This is a genomic window from Aestuariivirga sp. (assembly GCF_020252405.1).
In the GTDB taxonomy this organism is placed as follows: domain Bacteria; phylum Pseudomonadota; class Alphaproteobacteria; order Rhizobiales; family Aestuariivirgaceae; genus Aestuariivirga.
In genome coordinates this window covers 1-15,553 of the sequence record NZ_JADCDA010000015.1, presented here as the reverse complement: position 1 = coordinate 15,553, position 15,553 = coordinate 1, and the positions used below count along the sequence as shown (strand labels likewise).

At 66.0% G+C, this 15,553-nt stretch carries 16 protein-coding genes; 7 read left to right on the top strand and 9 right to left on the bottom strand.

All coding sequences use genetic code 11. The annotated features are described in order from the left end of the window. Positions 1–256: 256 nt before the first annotated feature. The 5 genes from IOC69_RS03495 to IOC69_RS03475 are packed head-to-tail and all read right to left on the bottom strand — an operon-like array spanning position 257 to position 3,729. Positions 257–739: a MaoC family dehydratase gene (locus tag IOC69_RS03495; protein WP_290542144.1), complete on the bottom strand. Its 483-nt coding sequence runs from the start codon at positions 737–739 to the stop codon at positions 257–259. Then, positions 736–1,188, bottom strand: a complete 453-nt coding sequence (locus tag IOC69_RS03490; RefSeq protein ID WP_290542143.1) for a MaoC family dehydratase — start codon at positions 1,186–1,188, stop codon at positions 736–738. The genes IOC69_RS03495 and IOC69_RS03490 overlap by 4 nt, the downstream gene beginning before the upstream one ends. Positions 1,189–1,216: 28 nt before the next feature. After that, positions 1,217–2,314 (bottom strand): redox-regulated ATPase YchF, encoded by a 1,098-nt coding sequence (ychF, locus tag IOC69_RS03485; RefSeq protein WP_290542142.1) that lies wholly within the window; start codon positions 2,312–2,314, stop codon positions 1,217–1,219. Further along, on the bottom strand, positions 2,314–2,916 hold the full coding sequence (gene pth / locus IOC69_RS03480) for an aminoacyl-tRNA hydrolase (RefSeq protein WP_290542141.1): 603 nt from the start codon (positions 2,914–2,916) through the stop codon (positions 2,314–2,316). The genes ychF and pth overlap by 1 nt, the downstream gene beginning before the upstream one ends. Before the next feature lie 21 nt (positions 2,917–2,937). Continuing rightward, positions 2,938–3,729 (bottom strand): 50S ribosomal protein L25/general stress protein Ctc, encoded by a 792-nt coding sequence (locus IOC69_RS03475; protein ID WP_290542140.1) that lies wholly within the window; start codon positions 3,727–3,729, stop codon positions 2,938–2,940. Between the two features lie 206 nt (positions 3,730–3,935). Here IOC69_RS03475 and tkt point away from each other — a divergent pair, with 206 nt between their 5' ends. The 4 genes from tkt (at position 3,936) to IOC69_RS03455 (ending at position 8,733) form a co-directional block, all read left to right on the top strand. Beyond that, entirely contained in the window at positions 3,936–5,909 is a 1,974-nt protein-coding gene (gene tkt / locus IOC69_RS03470; protein ID WP_290542139.1) for a transketolase, read from the top strand. A 168-nt stretch (positions 5,910–6,077) separates the two neighbouring features. After that, a complete protein-coding gene (locus IOC69_RS03465; RefSeq protein ID WP_290542138.1) occupies positions 6,078–7,265 on the top strand; it encodes a phosphoglycerate kinase in 1,188 nt (395 codons plus the stop codon). After that, complete coding sequence (locus tag IOC69_RS03460) at positions 7,262–7,840, top strand: thiamine phosphate synthase (RefSeq protein WP_290542137.1); 579 nt, start codon at positions 7,262–7,264, stop codon at positions 7,838–7,840. Before IOC69_RS03465 ends, IOC69_RS03460 begins: the two co-directional genes overlap by 4 nt. Beyond that, the gene (locus IOC69_RS03455) at positions 7,837–8,733 is read left to right on the top strand and encodes an SEL1-like repeat protein (protein ID WP_290542136.1); all 897 of its coding nucleotides are present in this window, start codon (positions 7,837–7,839) and stop codon (positions 8,731–8,733) included. The genes IOC69_RS03460 and IOC69_RS03455 overlap by 4 nt, the downstream gene beginning before the upstream one ends. 302 nt (positions 8,734–9,035) lie before the next feature. On the opposite strand, the gene IOC69_RS03450 is transcribed toward IOC69_RS03455, so the two are convergent. Then, positions 9,036–10,661 carry an acyl-CoA synthetase gene (locus IOC69_RS03450; protein WP_290542135.1) on the bottom strand — a complete coding sequence of 542 codons (1,626 nt, stop codon included), beginning with the start codon at positions 10,659–10,661 and terminating at the stop codon, positions 9,036–9,038. 149 nt (positions 10,662–10,810) lie between these two features. After that, complete coding sequence (locus tag IOC69_RS03445; RefSeq protein WP_290542134.1) at positions 10,811–11,611, bottom strand: DUF2189 domain-containing protein; 801 nt, start codon at positions 11,609–11,611, stop codon at positions 10,811–10,813. A 101-nt stretch (positions 11,612–11,712) separates the two neighbouring features. Here IOC69_RS03445 and IOC69_RS03440 point away from each other — a divergent pair, with 101 nt between their 5' ends. From IOC69_RS03440 to IOC69_RS03430, 3 genes are read left to right on the top strand one after another with little or no spacing between them, the layout of a single operon-like run. Further along, positions 11,713–12,858, top strand: coding sequence for an MFS transporter (locus IOC69_RS03440; RefSeq protein WP_290542133.1), 1,146 nt, complete (start codon positions 11,713–11,715; stop codon positions 12,856–12,858). Positions 12,859–12,878: 20 nt separating this feature from the next. Then, positions 12,879–13,652: an SDR family NAD(P)-dependent oxidoreductase gene (locus IOC69_RS03435; protein WP_290542132.1), complete on the top strand. Its 774-nt coding sequence runs from the start codon at positions 12,879–12,881 to the stop codon at positions 13,650–13,652. Beyond that, positions 13,649–13,792: a hypothetical protein gene (locus tag IOC69_RS03430; protein ID WP_290542131.1), complete on the top strand. Its 144-nt coding sequence runs from the start codon at positions 13,649–13,651 to the stop codon at positions 13,790–13,792. Before IOC69_RS03435 ends, IOC69_RS03430 begins: the two co-directional genes overlap by 4 nt. Positions 13,793–13,806: 14 nt before the next feature. Here the strand turns inward: IOC69_RS03430 and IOC69_RS03425 are convergent, their stop codons facing one another. Together IOC69_RS03425 and IOC69_RS03420 are read right to left on the bottom strand one after the other, a co-directional pair. Then, positions 13,807–14,406, bottom strand: coding sequence for a short chain dehydrogenase (locus IOC69_RS03425; protein WP_290542130.1), 600 nt, complete (start codon positions 14,404–14,406; stop codon positions 13,807–13,809). Positions 14,407–14,410: 4 nt separating this feature from the next. Further along, the gene (locus IOC69_RS03420; protein WP_290542129.1) at positions 14,411–15,151 is read right to left on the bottom strand and encodes a cell cycle transcriptional regulator TrcR; all 741 of its coding nucleotides are present in this window, start codon (positions 15,149–15,151) and stop codon (positions 14,411–14,413) included. Positions 15,152–15,553: the final 402 nt, after the last annotated feature.

Sequence of the window (15,553 nt, the reverse complement as noted above, 5' to 3'; positions counted from 1 at the left end):
TCGGGGTCTTTTCCCTCCCCCTTGTGGGGAGGGATTAAGGGTGGGGGTCCCCGGGCTCCGGTCTTGGAGAATTGGACTCCTGGGCCCCCCGCCCCTGCCCCTCCCCACAAAGCCCCGCCCTCATCTTTCCTCTCCCCCGGTGGGGGAGAGGAATAATACAGAGGGCAGCTTCAGGCCATATGCGACAGCCGTCCCCAGAAGAGAACGGAAATCATACCTATTTCATTTGACCGGCCGGCGCTTTGGCCCGCCGCGGTCACGCCGGCCTTTTTGGCGTCAGCACCTTGCCCTCGAAGGAGAACACCAGCTCGCCCTTCTGGTTGAAGCCCTCGTTCAGCGTGAACACCAGCCCCCACTGCGGCCGCGAGTTGAGTTCGCGTTTTCCCGTCACTGTGCTGCGGTAGGTGATGGTGTCGCCCGGCGTCACGGGCTTCAGCCAGCGCAGATTGGCGAGGCCGGGCGACGGGCCGATCGCGGCGGGCTCCCGGCCCTCGGCGCGCATCTTCGCTTCCGCCGCCTGGTTGGTGGCGACATAGCATTTCATCCAGCCCGCCGCCGTGTGCCAGCCCGACGCCGAGAGTGCGCCGAGCGGACCTTTCCGCGCCACCTCGTCATCGAGGTGGAAGGGCTGCGGATCATATTGCCCCGCAAAGGCGATGATCGCCCCGCGCGTGAAGTGATGCTGGCCCAGTTCGACGACGCGGCCTTCAACGATCTCCTCGAGATAAAGTCCGATCATGGCCCGCGCACCCCCATGAACTGCACGCCCGTGATCTCCGTCTTGAGCTCGCCTTCTGTGTTGAAGAGTTCGAACTTCATCCTGAGGATGCCCATCTCCGGACGCCTGGACGACACGCGGCGGGAGAGCACCGTGGCGCGGCCGGTGAGCGTTTCGCCCGCATGGACGGGCTTCAGCCACTTCACCTCATCCATGCCGGAGGACGCCATGGCGGCGGATTTGTTGGCATAGGCCTCCACCGCGAGCCGGATGAGAATGGCGCATGACTGCCAGCCCGAGGCGGCCAATCCTCCGAGTACGGAGCGTTTCGCCGCTTCCTCGTCCAGGTGCATGGGCTGCGGGTCCCATTCGCGGGCATAGGCAATGAGCTCTTCCTTCGAGAGGTGATAGGCGCCGAAGGCGATCACCATCCCTTCGGGGAAATCTTCGTAGTGAAGAAGATCTGACACCGCCGCCTCCCCTCTGGGCCGTCTACCCTTACGTATTGAACCGGAAATGCATCACATCGCCGTCCCTGACGACGTAGTCCTTGCCTTCCAGCCGGAACTTGCCCGCCTCGCGGGCGCCCGCCTCGCCGTTTCCGGACACATAGTCCTCATAGGCGATGGTCTCGGCCCGGATGTAGCCCTTCTCGAAGTCCGTGTGGATCACGCCCGCCGCTTGCGGCCCCCTGGCGCCTCTGGTGACGGTCCAGGCGCGCGCCTCCTTGGGGCCCACGGTGAAATAGGTGACGAGGTGGAGAAGGTCATAGCCCGCGCGGATCACCCGGTTGAGGCCCGGCTCCTCCAGCCCCACGGCATCGAGGAAATCCTTCTGGTCAGCGAGCGCCATCACCGCGATTTCGGATTCGATCCTGGCGGAGACGACGACGGCCACGGCATTCTCCGCCGCCGCGCGCTTGAAGACGCGTGCCGAGAATTCATTTCCCTTGTCAGCCGAGGCTTCCTCAACATTGCAGACATAGAGCACCGGCTTGGAGGAGAGCAGGCCGAGGCCCCTGAACGCCTTCTCCTCTTCCGGCGTGCGCTCGACCACGCGGGCGGGCTTGCCCTCGCGCAGCAGCGTGAGCGCGCGGTTCATCAGGCCCGCCAGTTCCTTTGCGTCCTTGTCGCCCTGCTTGGCTTTCTTCTCGATGTTGACGATGCGCTTTTCGAGCGATTCGAGGTCGGCCAGCATCAGCTCGGTCTCGATGGTCTCGATATCGGCGATGGGGTCGATCCTGCCTTCGACGTGGGTGATGTCGCCATCCTCGAAACAGCGCACGACATGCGCGATGGCGTCCGTCTCGCGGATGTTGGCGAGAAACTGATTGCCCAGCCCCTCACCCTTCGAAGCGCCGCGCACCAGGCCCGCGATATCGACGAAGGTGAGACGCGTGGGGATGATCTGGGCGCTCCCTGCGATCTTCGCCAGCACGTCAAGCCGCGGATCGGGCACGGCCACGTCGCCCACATTGGGCTCGATGGTGCAGAAGGGATAATTCGCCGCCTGGGCCGCCGCCGTCTGCGTCAGCGCGTTGAAGAGGGTGGACTTGCCCACATTGGGAAGCCCGACGATGCCGCACTTGAAACCCATCAGTTCTCCGCCTTTCTCGAGGGCTTCTCCGGCGCGGGATTGAGCGCCAGATGCACCTTGTTCTGGAATGAGCCTTCCTCGCCCCTGACGAGAAGCGGCAAGTTGCCGGCAACCGCCGTCAGCAGCGGCTCCAGCCAGCCGCGGTCCGCCCGGGCGAAGTCGCTCAGCACGTGAGCGTGCACCAGCTCCCTGTGGCCGGGATGCCCGATACCCATCCGCACACGGACGAAATGCGGCCCGCAATGGGCGGTCATCGAGCGGATGCCGTTGTGGCCGGCCGCACCCCCGCCCAGCCTGACGCGAACCTTGCCGGGATCGAGATCCAGCTCGTCATAGAGCACGATCACCCGTGACGGATCTATGTCGAAAAAGCGCATGGCCTCGCCCACCGAGCGGCCGCTTTCGTTCATATAGGTCTGTGGCTTGAGGATGAGCACCTTGTCAGCCCCCATCAGCCCTTCCGAGGTTTCGCCCTGGAAGCGTTTCCGCCACGGCGAAAAGCCATGTTGGCGGACGATCTCGTCCACCGCCATGAAGCCGATATTGTGCCGGTTGCCCCGATATTTGGGGCCCGGATTGCCGAGCCCCACGATAAGGTGCATCTGGCCCTCTTGCCGGAACGATTACTTCTTCTTGGCCGGGGCGGCAGCGGCGGGAGCAGCACCCTTGGCGGGAGCAGCACCCTTGGCGGGAGCCGCACCCTTGGCGGGAGCAGCGCCCTTGGCGGGAGCAGCACCCTTGGCGGGAGCCGCACCCTTGCCGCCCGCAGCCGGAGCCGCCGCAGCGGCGGGGGCCTTCTGGTTGGTGGCCGGCACGTCTGCCGCGGCGGCCTCCGCCGACGCTTCCTCTTCCTTGGCCTGGGCGGTGACGGCGCAGAGCGTCACGTCTTCCGCAACCGCGGACTTCACGCCTTCGGGCAGCTTGATGTCGGAGAGGTGGATCGACTGGCCGATCTGCATCGGCGAAACATCGACGGTGATCTCGTCCGGGATGAGGTTCGCCGAGCACGACAGCGCCACCGTGTGCGACACGATGTTGAGAGCGCCGCCCTGCTTGATGCCGGGGGACACATCCTGGCCCTTGAAGTGAACGGGCACGTTGACGCGCACCCGGGCATCCTTGCCGAGGCGCAGAAAGTCGATATGGACGATGAAGTCGCGCACCGGCTCGAACTGCACGTCACGCGGAATGGCGCGGACGGTCTGGCCGTCAACCTCAAGGTCGATCAGCGTCGAGAGGAAACGGCCGGTCTCGATATGGGGGAGCACGTCACCGTAGGTGAGCGAAACGAGTTGGGGCTCCCGGCGGTCGCCATAGACGACTCCGGGGATGAGGCCGGTACGGCGGACTGCGCGGGAGGCCCCCTTGCCTGCCCGGGCGCGCGGCGCGGCCTTGAGCTGCACGATCTTGGACATGATAAACTCCTGGGTATGAATGATCCGCCCGGACTTCCTCCAGGGGTGAACGAGCCGGTCGGATGGCGGGCCTATAGCGGACGGGGGAAACGGCGGCAAGAGGGCGGCGGAGAAGCGCCGCGCAAGCCATGGTTCCAATTGACTTGAGGGGCCAAGCCGCTATCACGGCGGCCAGTTTTCAGCGCTGCAAGGGACCCGCCCAGGCCATGACCCAGTATTCCGCCGAACAGACCCGCCACATGGCCAATGCCATCCGCGCCCTCTCGATGGATGCCGTGCAGAAGGCCAATTCCGGCCACCCGGGCCTGCCCATGGGCGCCGCGGATGTGGCCACCGTGCTGTTCACCCAGTTCCTGAAATTCGATGCGCAGGACCCGCACTGGCCGGACCGTGACCGCTTTATTCTCTCCGCCGGTCACGGCTCCATGCTGCTCTATTCCCTGCTGCATCTGACGGGCTATGCGGACATGACACTGGAGCAGATCAAGGCCTTCCGCCAGATGGGCGCGAAAACCGCCGGCCACCCCGAGTTCGGCCACGCCAACGGCATCGAGACGACGACCGGCCCGCTCGGCCAGGGCATCGCCAACGCCGTGGGCTTCGCCATTGCCGAGCGTCATCTCAATGCCTTGTTCGGCGACGGCCTCGTCAACCACAAGACCTATGTGCTGGCCGGTGACGGCTGCCTGATGGAGGGCATCAGCCAGGAGGCAATCTCGCTCGCCGGTCACCTGAAGCTCAGAAACCTTATCGTGCTGTGGGACGACAACGGCATCACCATCGACGGCAAGGTGTCGATGTCGGATTCGACCAACCAGCTCGCCCGCTTCGCGGCGAGCGGCTGGACCGTATCGGCCTGCGACGGTCACAACCCGGGCGAGATCGCCGCCTGCCTGTCCGCCGCCCAGCATGCCGACCGACCGGTGCTCATCGCCTGCAAGACCATCATCGGCTATGGCGCGCCCACCAAGGCCGGCACCTCCGGCAGCCACGGTTCGCCGCTTGGTCCGGACGAAATATCCGGCGCCCGCAAGGCGCTGGGCTGGTCCCATGAGCCCTTCGTCATTCCCGACGGGCTGTTGGACGCGTGGCGCAAGGCCGGTTCGCGTGGCGCGGCTGACCGCGCCGCCTGGGCGGCGCGTCTGGCCGCCTCGCCCAAGAAGGAAGAGTTCACGCGCCGCGCCTCGGGCAAGCTGCCCGCCGACTTCGACGCGGTGATCGCCGCTTACAAGCAGGAGCTCGCCAGGAACCCGCCGGCACTCGCCACCCGCAACGCCTCGCAGAACGCGCTCGACGTGATCAACGCCGCGGTTCCCGAAACCATCGGCGGCTCGGCTGACCTGACGGGCTCGAACAACACCAGGTCGAAGGAGCTTCCCCCCCTCGACGCCCACAACTACGCCGGCCGCTACATCCATTACGGCATCCGCGAACACGGCATGGCCGCGGCCATGAACGGCATGGCGCTGCACGGCGGCGTCATTCCCTATGGCGGCGCCTTCCTGGTCTTCACCGACTATTGCCGCCCCTCGATCCGCCTCTCGGCCCTGATGCAGACGCGCGTCATATATGTGATGACGCATGACTCGATCGGCCTTGGCGAGGACGGCCCGACCCACCAGCCGGTGGAGCATCTGGCAGCCCTCCGCGTCATCCCCAACCTCGCCGTCTACCGCCCCTGCGACGCGGTGGAGACCGCCGAGTGCTGGCAGCTGGCGCTGAAGGACGGGTGCCGGCCCTCGGTGCTGGCGCTCACCCGCCAGAAGCTGAAGCCCGCGCGCCTCGCCTATTCGGAAGAGAACCTGTGCGCGAAGGGTGCTTATGAGATCGCCCCGTCCGGCGGGAAGGCGGAGGTTGTGATCTTCGCCTCGGGCTCCGAGGTCGAGATTGCGATTGCTGCCAAGGCGCTGCTCGATCAGGCGGGCAAGCCCGCGCGCGTTGTCTCCGTGCCGTCGATGGAGAATTTCGAGCGTCAGGATACAGCCTATAAGGCCAAGGTGCTGGGCAGCGAGAAGACGCGCATCGCCATTGAGGCGGGCGTGCGCACCGGCTGGGACCGCTTCATCGGGGCGGATGGAACATTCATCGGCATGACGGGCTTCGGCGCTTCAGGCCCGGCCGAACAGCTCTACGCGCATTTCGGCATCACCGCCGCGGCGGTGGTGAAGGCAGCAGACTGAAATCGGCACGATGGATGAACGGGCTTCCCTCCTCCCACCGTCGCCCCTGCGAAAGCTGGGGTCCAGCTTCGGGCGGCGCAAGGAAGCCGGATGCCAGCTTTCACTGGCATGACGACGTGAAGTTATGTTCGATAATCTTCTCTTGAAGGACTCTTGAAGGAGAACACCATGCCCGGTTTCCGCACGCTCGATGATGTCAATGTTTCCGGCAAGCGCGTGCTGTGCCGGGTCGATCTGAACGTCCCCATCGCCGATGGCAAGGTGACGGACGCCACCCGCATCGAACGCGTGGCGCCCACGCTGCGCGAGATCATGAACAAGGGCGGAGCACTCATCATGCTCGCGCACTTCGACCGGCCCAAGGGCAAGGTGGTGCCGGAAATGTCGCTCCGCCCCGTTGCCGCCGAACTGGAGAAGCACCTTGGGCAGCCGGTGAAGTTCGTCTTCACTGACTGGCAGCAGGTCCCCGCCGTCGACGTCGGGCCCGGCGAATGCGTGCTGATGGAGAACACCCGCTACCATGCGGGCGAGGAAAAGAACGACGAAGCCTTCTCCCGGATGCTCGCCTCGCTGGGCGACATCTATGTGAACGACGCCTTTTCCGCCGCCCACCGCGCCCATTCCTCCACCGAGGGCATCGCGCATTTCATCCCGGCCTATGCCGGCCGCGCCATGGAGGCAGAGCTCAGGGCCCTGCGGCTGGCGCTGGAGACTCCGCAGCGCCCGGTCATCGCCATCGTCGGCGGGGCAAAGGTCTCGACCAAGCTCGACCTGCTCGGCAACCTGGTGAAGAAGGTCGATGCGCTTGTGATTGGCGGCGCCATGGCCAACACCTTCCTGCTGGCCAATGGCCATTCGGTGGGCAAGTCGCTGGCCGAGCATGATCTGGTCGATACCGCGCGCCACATCCTTGAGGCGGCCCAGAACGCCAGATGCGCCATCATCCTTCCCGTTGACGGCATCGTCGCCCGGGAATTCAAGGCCGGTGCGGCGTCGCATGACCATGGCATCGATGCCATCCCGGCTGACGGCATGATCCTCGACGTGGGGCCGATGTCAGTGGACCGCATCAATGCGGCGATCGACGAGGCGCACACGCTGGTCTGGAACGGCCCGCTCGGCGCCTTCGAAATCGAACCCTTCGATCAGGCGACGGTTGCCGTCGCAAGGCATGCCGCCAGCCGCACCAGGGCCGGCAAGCTCGTCTCGGTGGCGGGCGGCGGCGACACCGTCGCGGCGCTGAACCATGCCGGTGTCGCGCGGGACTTCACTTATATCTCCACCGCCGGCGGCGCCTTCCTCGAATGGCTGGAGGGCAAGCCGCTGCCCGGCGTCAAGGCGCTCGAACCGAGGTGAGCCCGCCGCGCCTCTTCCTCGTCGCCCCCGAGAGGGTTGCGGCCGACGCGCTCGCCCAGTGCATCAGGGCGGCCTGCGAAGCGGGCGACGTGGCGAGCCTGCTTGTGCCTGCCTCCGTCGCCAGGGACGTGACGGCCGCCGCGCAGCATCTCGGCGTCGCCGTGATGGTGTCCGGCGAAGCGCGTGACGCAGCGCGCGCCGGGGCCGACGGCATCCACGTCGGGGCGAGTGCCGACAACGTGGCCACTGCGCGCGGGCAGATGGGCAAGGACCGTTTCGTCGGCGCCTATGCCGGCGCCTCGCGCCACTTCGCCATGGAAGCCGCCGAGGCCGGTGCGGACTACATTGCCTTCGACCAGAGGGGGCCGGGCGTCGGCGGCGAGCCCATTGTCCGCTGGTGGTCCGACATGATGGAAATCCCCTGCGTCGCCTTCTCGCCCGTGGAACCCGGGGACCTCGACATATTGCTGCCGCAGAAGCCGGACTTCATCCGCCCGTCCGATGCGATGTGGCAGGATGCCGGCGAGGCCCGCCGCGTCGTCTCGGCGCTGATGCAACGTCTCGGACCGACATGAAGCTCACAGCCGCCGCCTTCGCCCTGCTGCTCCTCGCGACACCCGCCGGAGCGGCCGCCATCGCCGATGTCCAGACCGCCTATGACGCGGGCGACTACGCCACGGCGCTTAGAGACGCCAAGCCCCTCGCCGAAGCGGGCGACGCCGCCGCCATGCGCCTCCTCGGCCTCATGTACCGCAACGGCCAGGGCGTGGCGCAGGACACCGACACCGCCATCGTCTGGCTCACCAGGGCCGCCGACAAGAGCGATCAGCAGGCGCAATATGCCCTGGGGCTGATCTGGCTCGACCAAAAGGATGCGCGCTACGACTACGCGAGGGGCCAGGCCTATCTCCGGCAGGCCGCCGATGCCGGGCTGGCGGATGCGCAGTTCACCATGGGGCTCCTCGCCTCGGGCGCCTTCGACAACCCGCCGGACCTCGTCAACGCCGCAAGCTGGTTCCGGAAGGCGGCGGACCAGGGCCATGTCGCGGCCCAGTACAATCTCGGTGTCCTCTATCTCGAGGGCCAGGGCGTTGCCAAGGACGCGGTGAAGGCCGCCGCCCTCATCGGGGAGGCCGCCGGCAAGGGCAATCCCGACGCCATGCTCGACTATGGCGTGCTCGTGTTCCGCGGCGAGGGCGTGCAGCAGGACGAAAAGATCGGCGCGCAGTGGCTGGTCCTTTCGGCAAGGCGCGGCAACCCCATCGCCCAGAACCGCGTGGCCCGGCTTTACCTCTATGGCAAGGGCGTGGCGCAGGACCCGGTCGAAGCCATGAAGTGGAACATCCTCGCCAGCACGGCCGGCCGCGCCGACGCGGAACTCGATTCGCTGCTCGTTAGGCTGACGGACGCCCAGAAGCGGGAGGCCCAGGCCAGGGCCGACGCCTTCACGCCGGCCGCCGCGAAGTAGCTCCGCCCCGGCCCCTGCCGAAGGACAGACCCTCAAGGCCCGGAACAAGACGGTTGTCAATGTCAATCAGCAGCAGGCAGTTTCATGCCGCCGTCCGGCACATCTCGGAATTAATGTAACCGACTGTTTTCCGGAATCCGTTTCACCCAGAACACCATCAGCCTCATCCGGAGTTCAGTCGTGGGTATTGTCCGCGCCCCCTCCCCCATCATCGCCGGGCCCGTCCCGGCGATCCTTTTCCACCACCCGAAAAAGATGCCCGGGACGAGCCCGGGCATGATGAGCGCTGGTGAGGGGCGCCCTCAGACGTCCTTCGCCATGTCGCGGAGCTTGAATTTCTGGATTTTCCCCGTCGAGGTCTTGGGCAGTTCGGTGAACACTACGTGCCTCGGCGCCTTGAAATGGGCAAGCCCGTCGCGGCACCACGCGATGATCTCTTCCGCGGTGGCCTGCTTGCCCGGCCTCAGTTCCACGAAGGCGCAGGGCGTCTCGCCCCATTTTTCGTCGGGCTTCGCCACCACCGCCGCCGCCTGCACCGCGGGGTGCTTGTAGAGCGCGTCCTCCACCTCGATCGAGGAGATGTTCTCGCCGCCGGAGATGATGATGTCCTTCGAGCGGTCCTTGAGCTGGATATAGCCGTCGGGGTGCAGCACACCCAGGTCCCCCGAATGGAACCAGCCGCCGCGGAAGGCCTCCCCGCTCGCTTTCGGGTTCTTGAGATAGCCCTTCATCACGACATTGCCGCGGAACATCACCTCGCCCATGGTCACGCCATCGGCGGGCACGCGCTGCATGGTCTCGGGGTCCATCACGGTCAGGTCCTCCAGCGCGTGGTAGCGCACGCCCTGCCGCGCCTTCTTCTGCGCGCGCTTTTGCCCGTCGAGCAGGTCCCAGTCCTGCTTCCAGTCATTGACCACGGCGGGGCCATAGGTTTCGGTGAGGCCATAGAGGTGGGTGACGTTGAAGCCCTGCTCCGACATGGCCGCCAGCACCGCTTCGGGCGGCGGGGCCGCGGCGGTGAAGAATTCGACTTTCCGGGCAAGCGGCTTCTTTTCCTCGGCCGGCGCGTTGAGGATCGTCGACATGACGATGGGCGCGCCGCAGAGATGGGTGACCTTATGCTCCGCCAGCGCCTCCCAGATCAGCCTCGAGCGCACCCACCTGAGCGTCACATGCGTGCCGCCGACCACCGAGAGCGACCACGGAAAGCACCAGCCATTGCAGTGGAACATCGGCAGCGTCCAGAGATAGACCGGATGCTTCGGCATGGACGCGGTCAGAACATTGCCCTGCGCCAGCAGATAGGCGCCGCGGTGATGATAGACCACGCCCTTCGGATTGCCCGTGGTGCCCGACGTGTAATTGAGCGAAATCGCCTCCCACTCGTCCGCGGGCCAAAGCCAGTCGAAACCGGCGTCCCCGCTCGCCACGAACTGCCCATAGTCGATCGAGCCCACGCGCTCGCCATCGACCTCAAACTCCGGGTCCACGTAGTCGATGACGATCGGGCGGCGCCCCGGCATCAGCGCCAGCGCATCCTTCGCAAGTTTCGAGAATTCCTTGTCGGCGATCAGGATCTTCGTTTCCGCATGCTGCAGCGAGAAGGCAATCGCCGGGGCATCGAGCCGGGTGTTGAGCGTATTGAGCACCGCCCCCGTCATCGGCACGCCATAGTGGCATTCGAGCATGGCGGGCGTGTTGGCGAGCAGCACCGAGACGGTCTCGCCCTTGTTGATCCCCGCCTTGGCCAGCGACGAGGCCAGCTGCCGGCAGCGCGCATAGAACTGCGCATAGGTCGTGCGCTGCCGCCCGTGGATGATCGCCGCCTGCTCCGGATAGACCGCCGCCGAACGGGCAAGGAAGGTCAGCGGCGTCAGCGGCTGGAAATTGGCCGGGTTCTTGTCGAGGTCGGTTTCGTAGGCGGACATCGGGGCACCCTTCGGTTCAGTCCCAAAGAACTGAGACTACTCCATTCCGCGATCAAAGCGAAACCGGCGTTTCGGCGAAGGCCATGGACGCGGCCAATTGCTGACCCGTCTGTCCCGCTTCTTCAGCGGACTGAGGCGGTTGAGCGGCGTCACGCCGCCGCCACCACCGCCTTATACAGATGCCACGTCGCGTGCCCCAGCACCGGCAGAACCACGGGCAGGCCCAAAAACATCGGCACGAAGGCCGCGAAGGTGAGCGCCACCACCAGCATGCCGAAGCCGATCATCGGCGCGGGGTTCTGCAGCACCGCCTTGAAGCTGTAGATGATGCCGGTGACGAGGTCGATCTCGCGGTCGAGCAGCAGCGGGATGCCGGTGACCGTGGTGCAGAACAGCACGAAGGAGATGAAGGCGCCCACGCCCGTACCGACGACAAGGAAGCCGATCCCTTCCGGCGTGGTGGTGATGATGTTGAAGAACGCCTCGATCGAGGAGAAGCTCTTGAAGCCGAGGAAGACCGCCAGCAGCATCCGCACCTCGTAAAGCCACATCCAGAAGATGAACAGCACGACAAAAGCCATCCACGCCACCTGCCGCTTCCTCTGGGCGAGGATCACGGCGAGGATCTGGCCGAAGTTCAAGGGCTCGCCCGCGGCAATGCGGCGGCTCGTTTCGTAAAGCCCCACCGCCACGAAGGGTCCGATCAGCGGAAAACCGACCGCGATCGGGATGATCCACCACGGTTCGTGATAGACCTTCAGCAGCAGGAAGATGGCAATGCCGCCCGCGGCATAAATGCCGCCGAAGAACAGCCCGATCAGCGGCGCCCGGAGGAAGTCGCGCCAGCCCGCAATCAGCGCGGCTTTCACATCCGCGAAGGAGATCGTGTTGATCTTCACCGGCGGCGGCCGGGGCGTGAAGACGACGGTTTCTTCGCTCGAGGTCGTCATGGGGCCTCCGGGAGTGCATTCCAGTTGTGCAGACAGAATGCCGTGTGGCGGGCCGCGCCGCAATCAGCTAGGGATGCAGCGCAACAAAAGACAATGACTCGATGATGGACTCTTCCCTGGTCCGGGCCCGCTGGGCCATTGCGGCTTCCTTCGTGGTGATGGGCCTGGTGATTGGCGCATGGGTGCCGCATGTGCCGCTGGTGAAGGAGCGCTTGGGCGTCGGCCCCGGCGTCTTCGGCCTTGCGCTCCTCTCGATCGCCGGCGGCGCGGTTCTGGCCATGCCGCTGACGGGCGTGCTGGTCGGGCGCTATGGCAGCCGCCGCATGACGGTGAGCACCGGGCTGTTCTTCACCCTGGCCTTCCTGCTGCCCACCGCCGCGCCGACACTCACCAGCTTCTTGCTGGGCGGCATGCTGATGGGCATGGGCATCGGCAGCATGGACGTGTCGATGAACGCCCATGCCATCGCCATCGAGAAGCGCCGGCGGCGGCCCGTCATCTCGATGCTGCACGGCATCTACAGCCTCGGCTGCCTCGCCGGCGCGGTGGTCGGCGGCGTGCTCATCGAATGGCTGGGGCCCGGCGCGCAGGCCCTCATCACCAGTGCCCTATGCCTGTGCCTGCTCCTTGGCGCGGCCCGCTTTCTGCTGCCGGGCAGCGCCGACAAGGGCCAGTCCGGCGCGCATTTCGCCTGGCCCACCCGGGCCACCATCGGCCTCGGCCTGCTCTGTTACCTGGCGCTGATGATCGAGGGTTCGGTCATCGACTGGGCAGCGATCCTGATGCGCGAGAAATTCGCGGTGGAGGCCGGCATCGCAGCCCTGTGCTTTGCCGCCTATCAGGGCGGCATGGCGCTGTCGCGGCTCACGGGCGACTGGATCAGGCTGAAGGCGGGTGCCGTGCCGATGGTTTTCGTCAGCGCCCTGCTCACCGCACTTGGCACCGCCCTGGGGCTCATCGCGCCCACGCCCGGGCTGGCGATTGCCGCCTTCGCCCTGGCGGGGCTGGGGGTGGGCAACATCGCACCCGTCATGTTCGCCGGTGGCGGGCGGCTGGAACCCACCGCACCGGGCCGCGGCATCGCGGCGGTGACGACGCTCGGCTACACCGGCTTTCTGTCAGGCCCGCCGCTCATCGGCTTTGCCGCTCAGGTGACCGGTCTCAACATCGCCCTCTTCCTCACCGTCATCGCAGCGCTTATCATTGCTGTCTTCGCTAGCGCCGTGAAGGCAGCGGACACCTATTGAATCACGGGAGCACTCTTGCCTTGAAACTGAGAACGCGCACCGCCATCGTCACCGGAGCCGCGCGCGGCATCGGCCTCGCCATCGCAGAGCGGCTGACGAAGGAGGGTGCGAGCGTGGTGCTGGCCGACGTGCTCGACAGGGAGGGCAAGGCCGCGGCGAAGCGGCTGGGTGCGGTTTACAAACACTGCGACGTGTCGAAGGCCGCAGAAGCGAAGGCCCTCGTCGCCTTCACCGTCAGGAAATTCGGCGCAATCGACATTCTCGTCAACAATGCCGCCGTCTCCTCCAACGCCGATTTCCTGGAGGTGACGGAGGCGGAGTTCGACCGCGTGATCGGCATCAACCTCAAGGGGTCCTTCCTCATGCTGCAGGCCTCGGCGCGGCAGATGCTGAAGCAGGTCGAGGCCGGCCGCAAGCCCGGCGCCATCGTCAACATGTCGTCCGTCAACGACACGCTGGCCATTCCCGGCATCGTCACCTACTGCATGTCGAAGGGCGGCGTGTCGCAGATGACGCGGGCGACGTCGATCGCGCTGGCGCCTCATGGCATCCGCGTCAATGCCATCGGCCCCGGCACCATCGATACAGACATGGCGCGCGGCTTGCTCTCCGACGAGGCCGCCTTCAGCCGCGCCATGTCGCGCACCCCCCTTGGCCGCGCCGGCACGCCGGCCGAGGTCGCGGCCATCGCCGCCTTCCTCGTGTCGGACGAGGCGAGCTACATCACCGGCGAGACGATCTATGCCGATGGTGGCCGCATGCCGCTGAATTACACCGTTCCCGTCAAGCCATGATCCGCGCCGGACGGATTGCCGACCTGCCGGAGATCACCCGCATCCGCACCGCCGTGACGGAGAACCATCTCTCGGTGGACCAGATGGCGGAAAGGGGCATCACACACGACCAGATCGACGGTCTCACGAGGCGGCTCTGAGCAGGCCCCGGCAATCAGCCGACGCAGATCACCTGGCCGGTGAGCGCGCCCTCGACGCTCTTGGCATAGGCAAGACCCACGCGCGCGCTGGAGACGGGCTCGTGGCCGGGAAAGAAGCCATCGTATTTCGCGGCGGAGTCCTCCAGCAGGCCGGGGCTCACCGCATTGATCCGAAGCCCGCGCGGCATCTCGATTGCCGCACCCTTGACGAAAGCGCCGATGGCGCCGTTGACGGCGGCGGCATTGGCGCCGGCGCGCACCGGGTCACGGTCGAGGATGCCGCTGGTCAGCGTGAACGAGCCATTGTCGTTCACATTGTTCATGCCGAGGAGAAAGAGGTTCACCTGGCCCATCAGCTTGTCGTTCAGGCCAATGCGGAACTGCTCCGGCGACATGGTGGCGACGGGGCCAAAGTGCACATGGCCCAAGCAGGTGACGATGGCGTCCACCTTGCCGAGCTTCGCATACATGGCCTTCACCGATTCCTCGCGCATCGCATCGACGATGAGGTCGCCGGAGGAGCGGCCGGCGCGGATGATGTCGTGGCGGCGGCCCAGTTCAGCTGCCGCTGCCTTGCCGACTGTGCCCGAGTCGCCGACGATCAGAATGCGCATGGTCTTACGCCTCGTCCTGCTGGCCGCGCTTCAGAGGCTTCAGCTTGGCGAAGACCGAGTCGGCGTCATATTGGGGCTCCGTCTCGCGCGGCTTCGGTTCGGAGGGCGCGAAGGTTGGCTCGTCCTCGGCATGGGCCGCGGCATGGGCCGCCGTGCCTTCCACTTCCGCCGCCGGGATCAGCGTGCGCACCGGGGCCGATTCGTTCGCCGGCTTCCCGGCCTTGCGCGCTGCCTTCTGCACCGCGAAGTCGAGATCGAGCTGCGAACAGATGCCGAGCGACACGGGGTCCACGGGCTTGATGTTCGCCGCGTTCCAGTGCGTGCGCTCGCGCACCGAGGCGATGGTCGACTTCGTCGTGCCGACAAGCTTCATGACGGCAGAGTCCGGCAGTTCCGGGTGGTAGCGCAGCAGCCAGGCGATGGCGTCCGGCCGGTCGCCGCGGCGCGACACCGGCGTATAGCGCGGGCCCGAGGTCGACTTCTGCACCTGGATGTTGACCTTGGATTCGAGGATCTTCAGGCGGTACTCGGAGTCCTTCTCGCCTTTCTCGATTTCCTCGCGCGTCAGCTGGCCGCCGGTGATCGGGTCCATGCCCTTGATGCCGGCAGCCACGTCGCCGTCGGCGATGCCCTTCACTTCGAGCTCATGCAGGTGGCAGAAATCGGCGATCTGGCGGAAAGTGAGCCCGGTGTTCTCGACCAGCCACACGGCGGTGGCCTTGGGCATCAGCGGTGTGCGGGACATTGGTTTTCACTCCTTGAGAACCGGTGTTTCAGGTTCCCTGTCTTTGCGACAGCTTGTTGGGGATGGCTCAGTTATAGAGGTGGGGGCGCGGCGGCGCAATCCCCGAAATTCGCCCCGGCGCTGCCCCTCGGATGCGGGCGTTGTGCAGGGCATTCTCGCGCTCAAGGCCAGGGGCTATGTCTTCGTGAAACCCGGTGCTCCACCGAAGCAGGCGACGCCGCACGGAAGCTAAAGAGCGGTCAGTTTAATCCATGAGGATTCCCCTCCCCCTCGTGGGTGTACAGACCGGGGAGATAGGTAACGGGTGTTCGGGGACATAGGTAACGGTTTTAGCATTGTTGGGTTGGCTTTGCGAGATCGCAGCTGGCGATGCGTTGGTGGCGGTAATGGACGTGGTAGGCG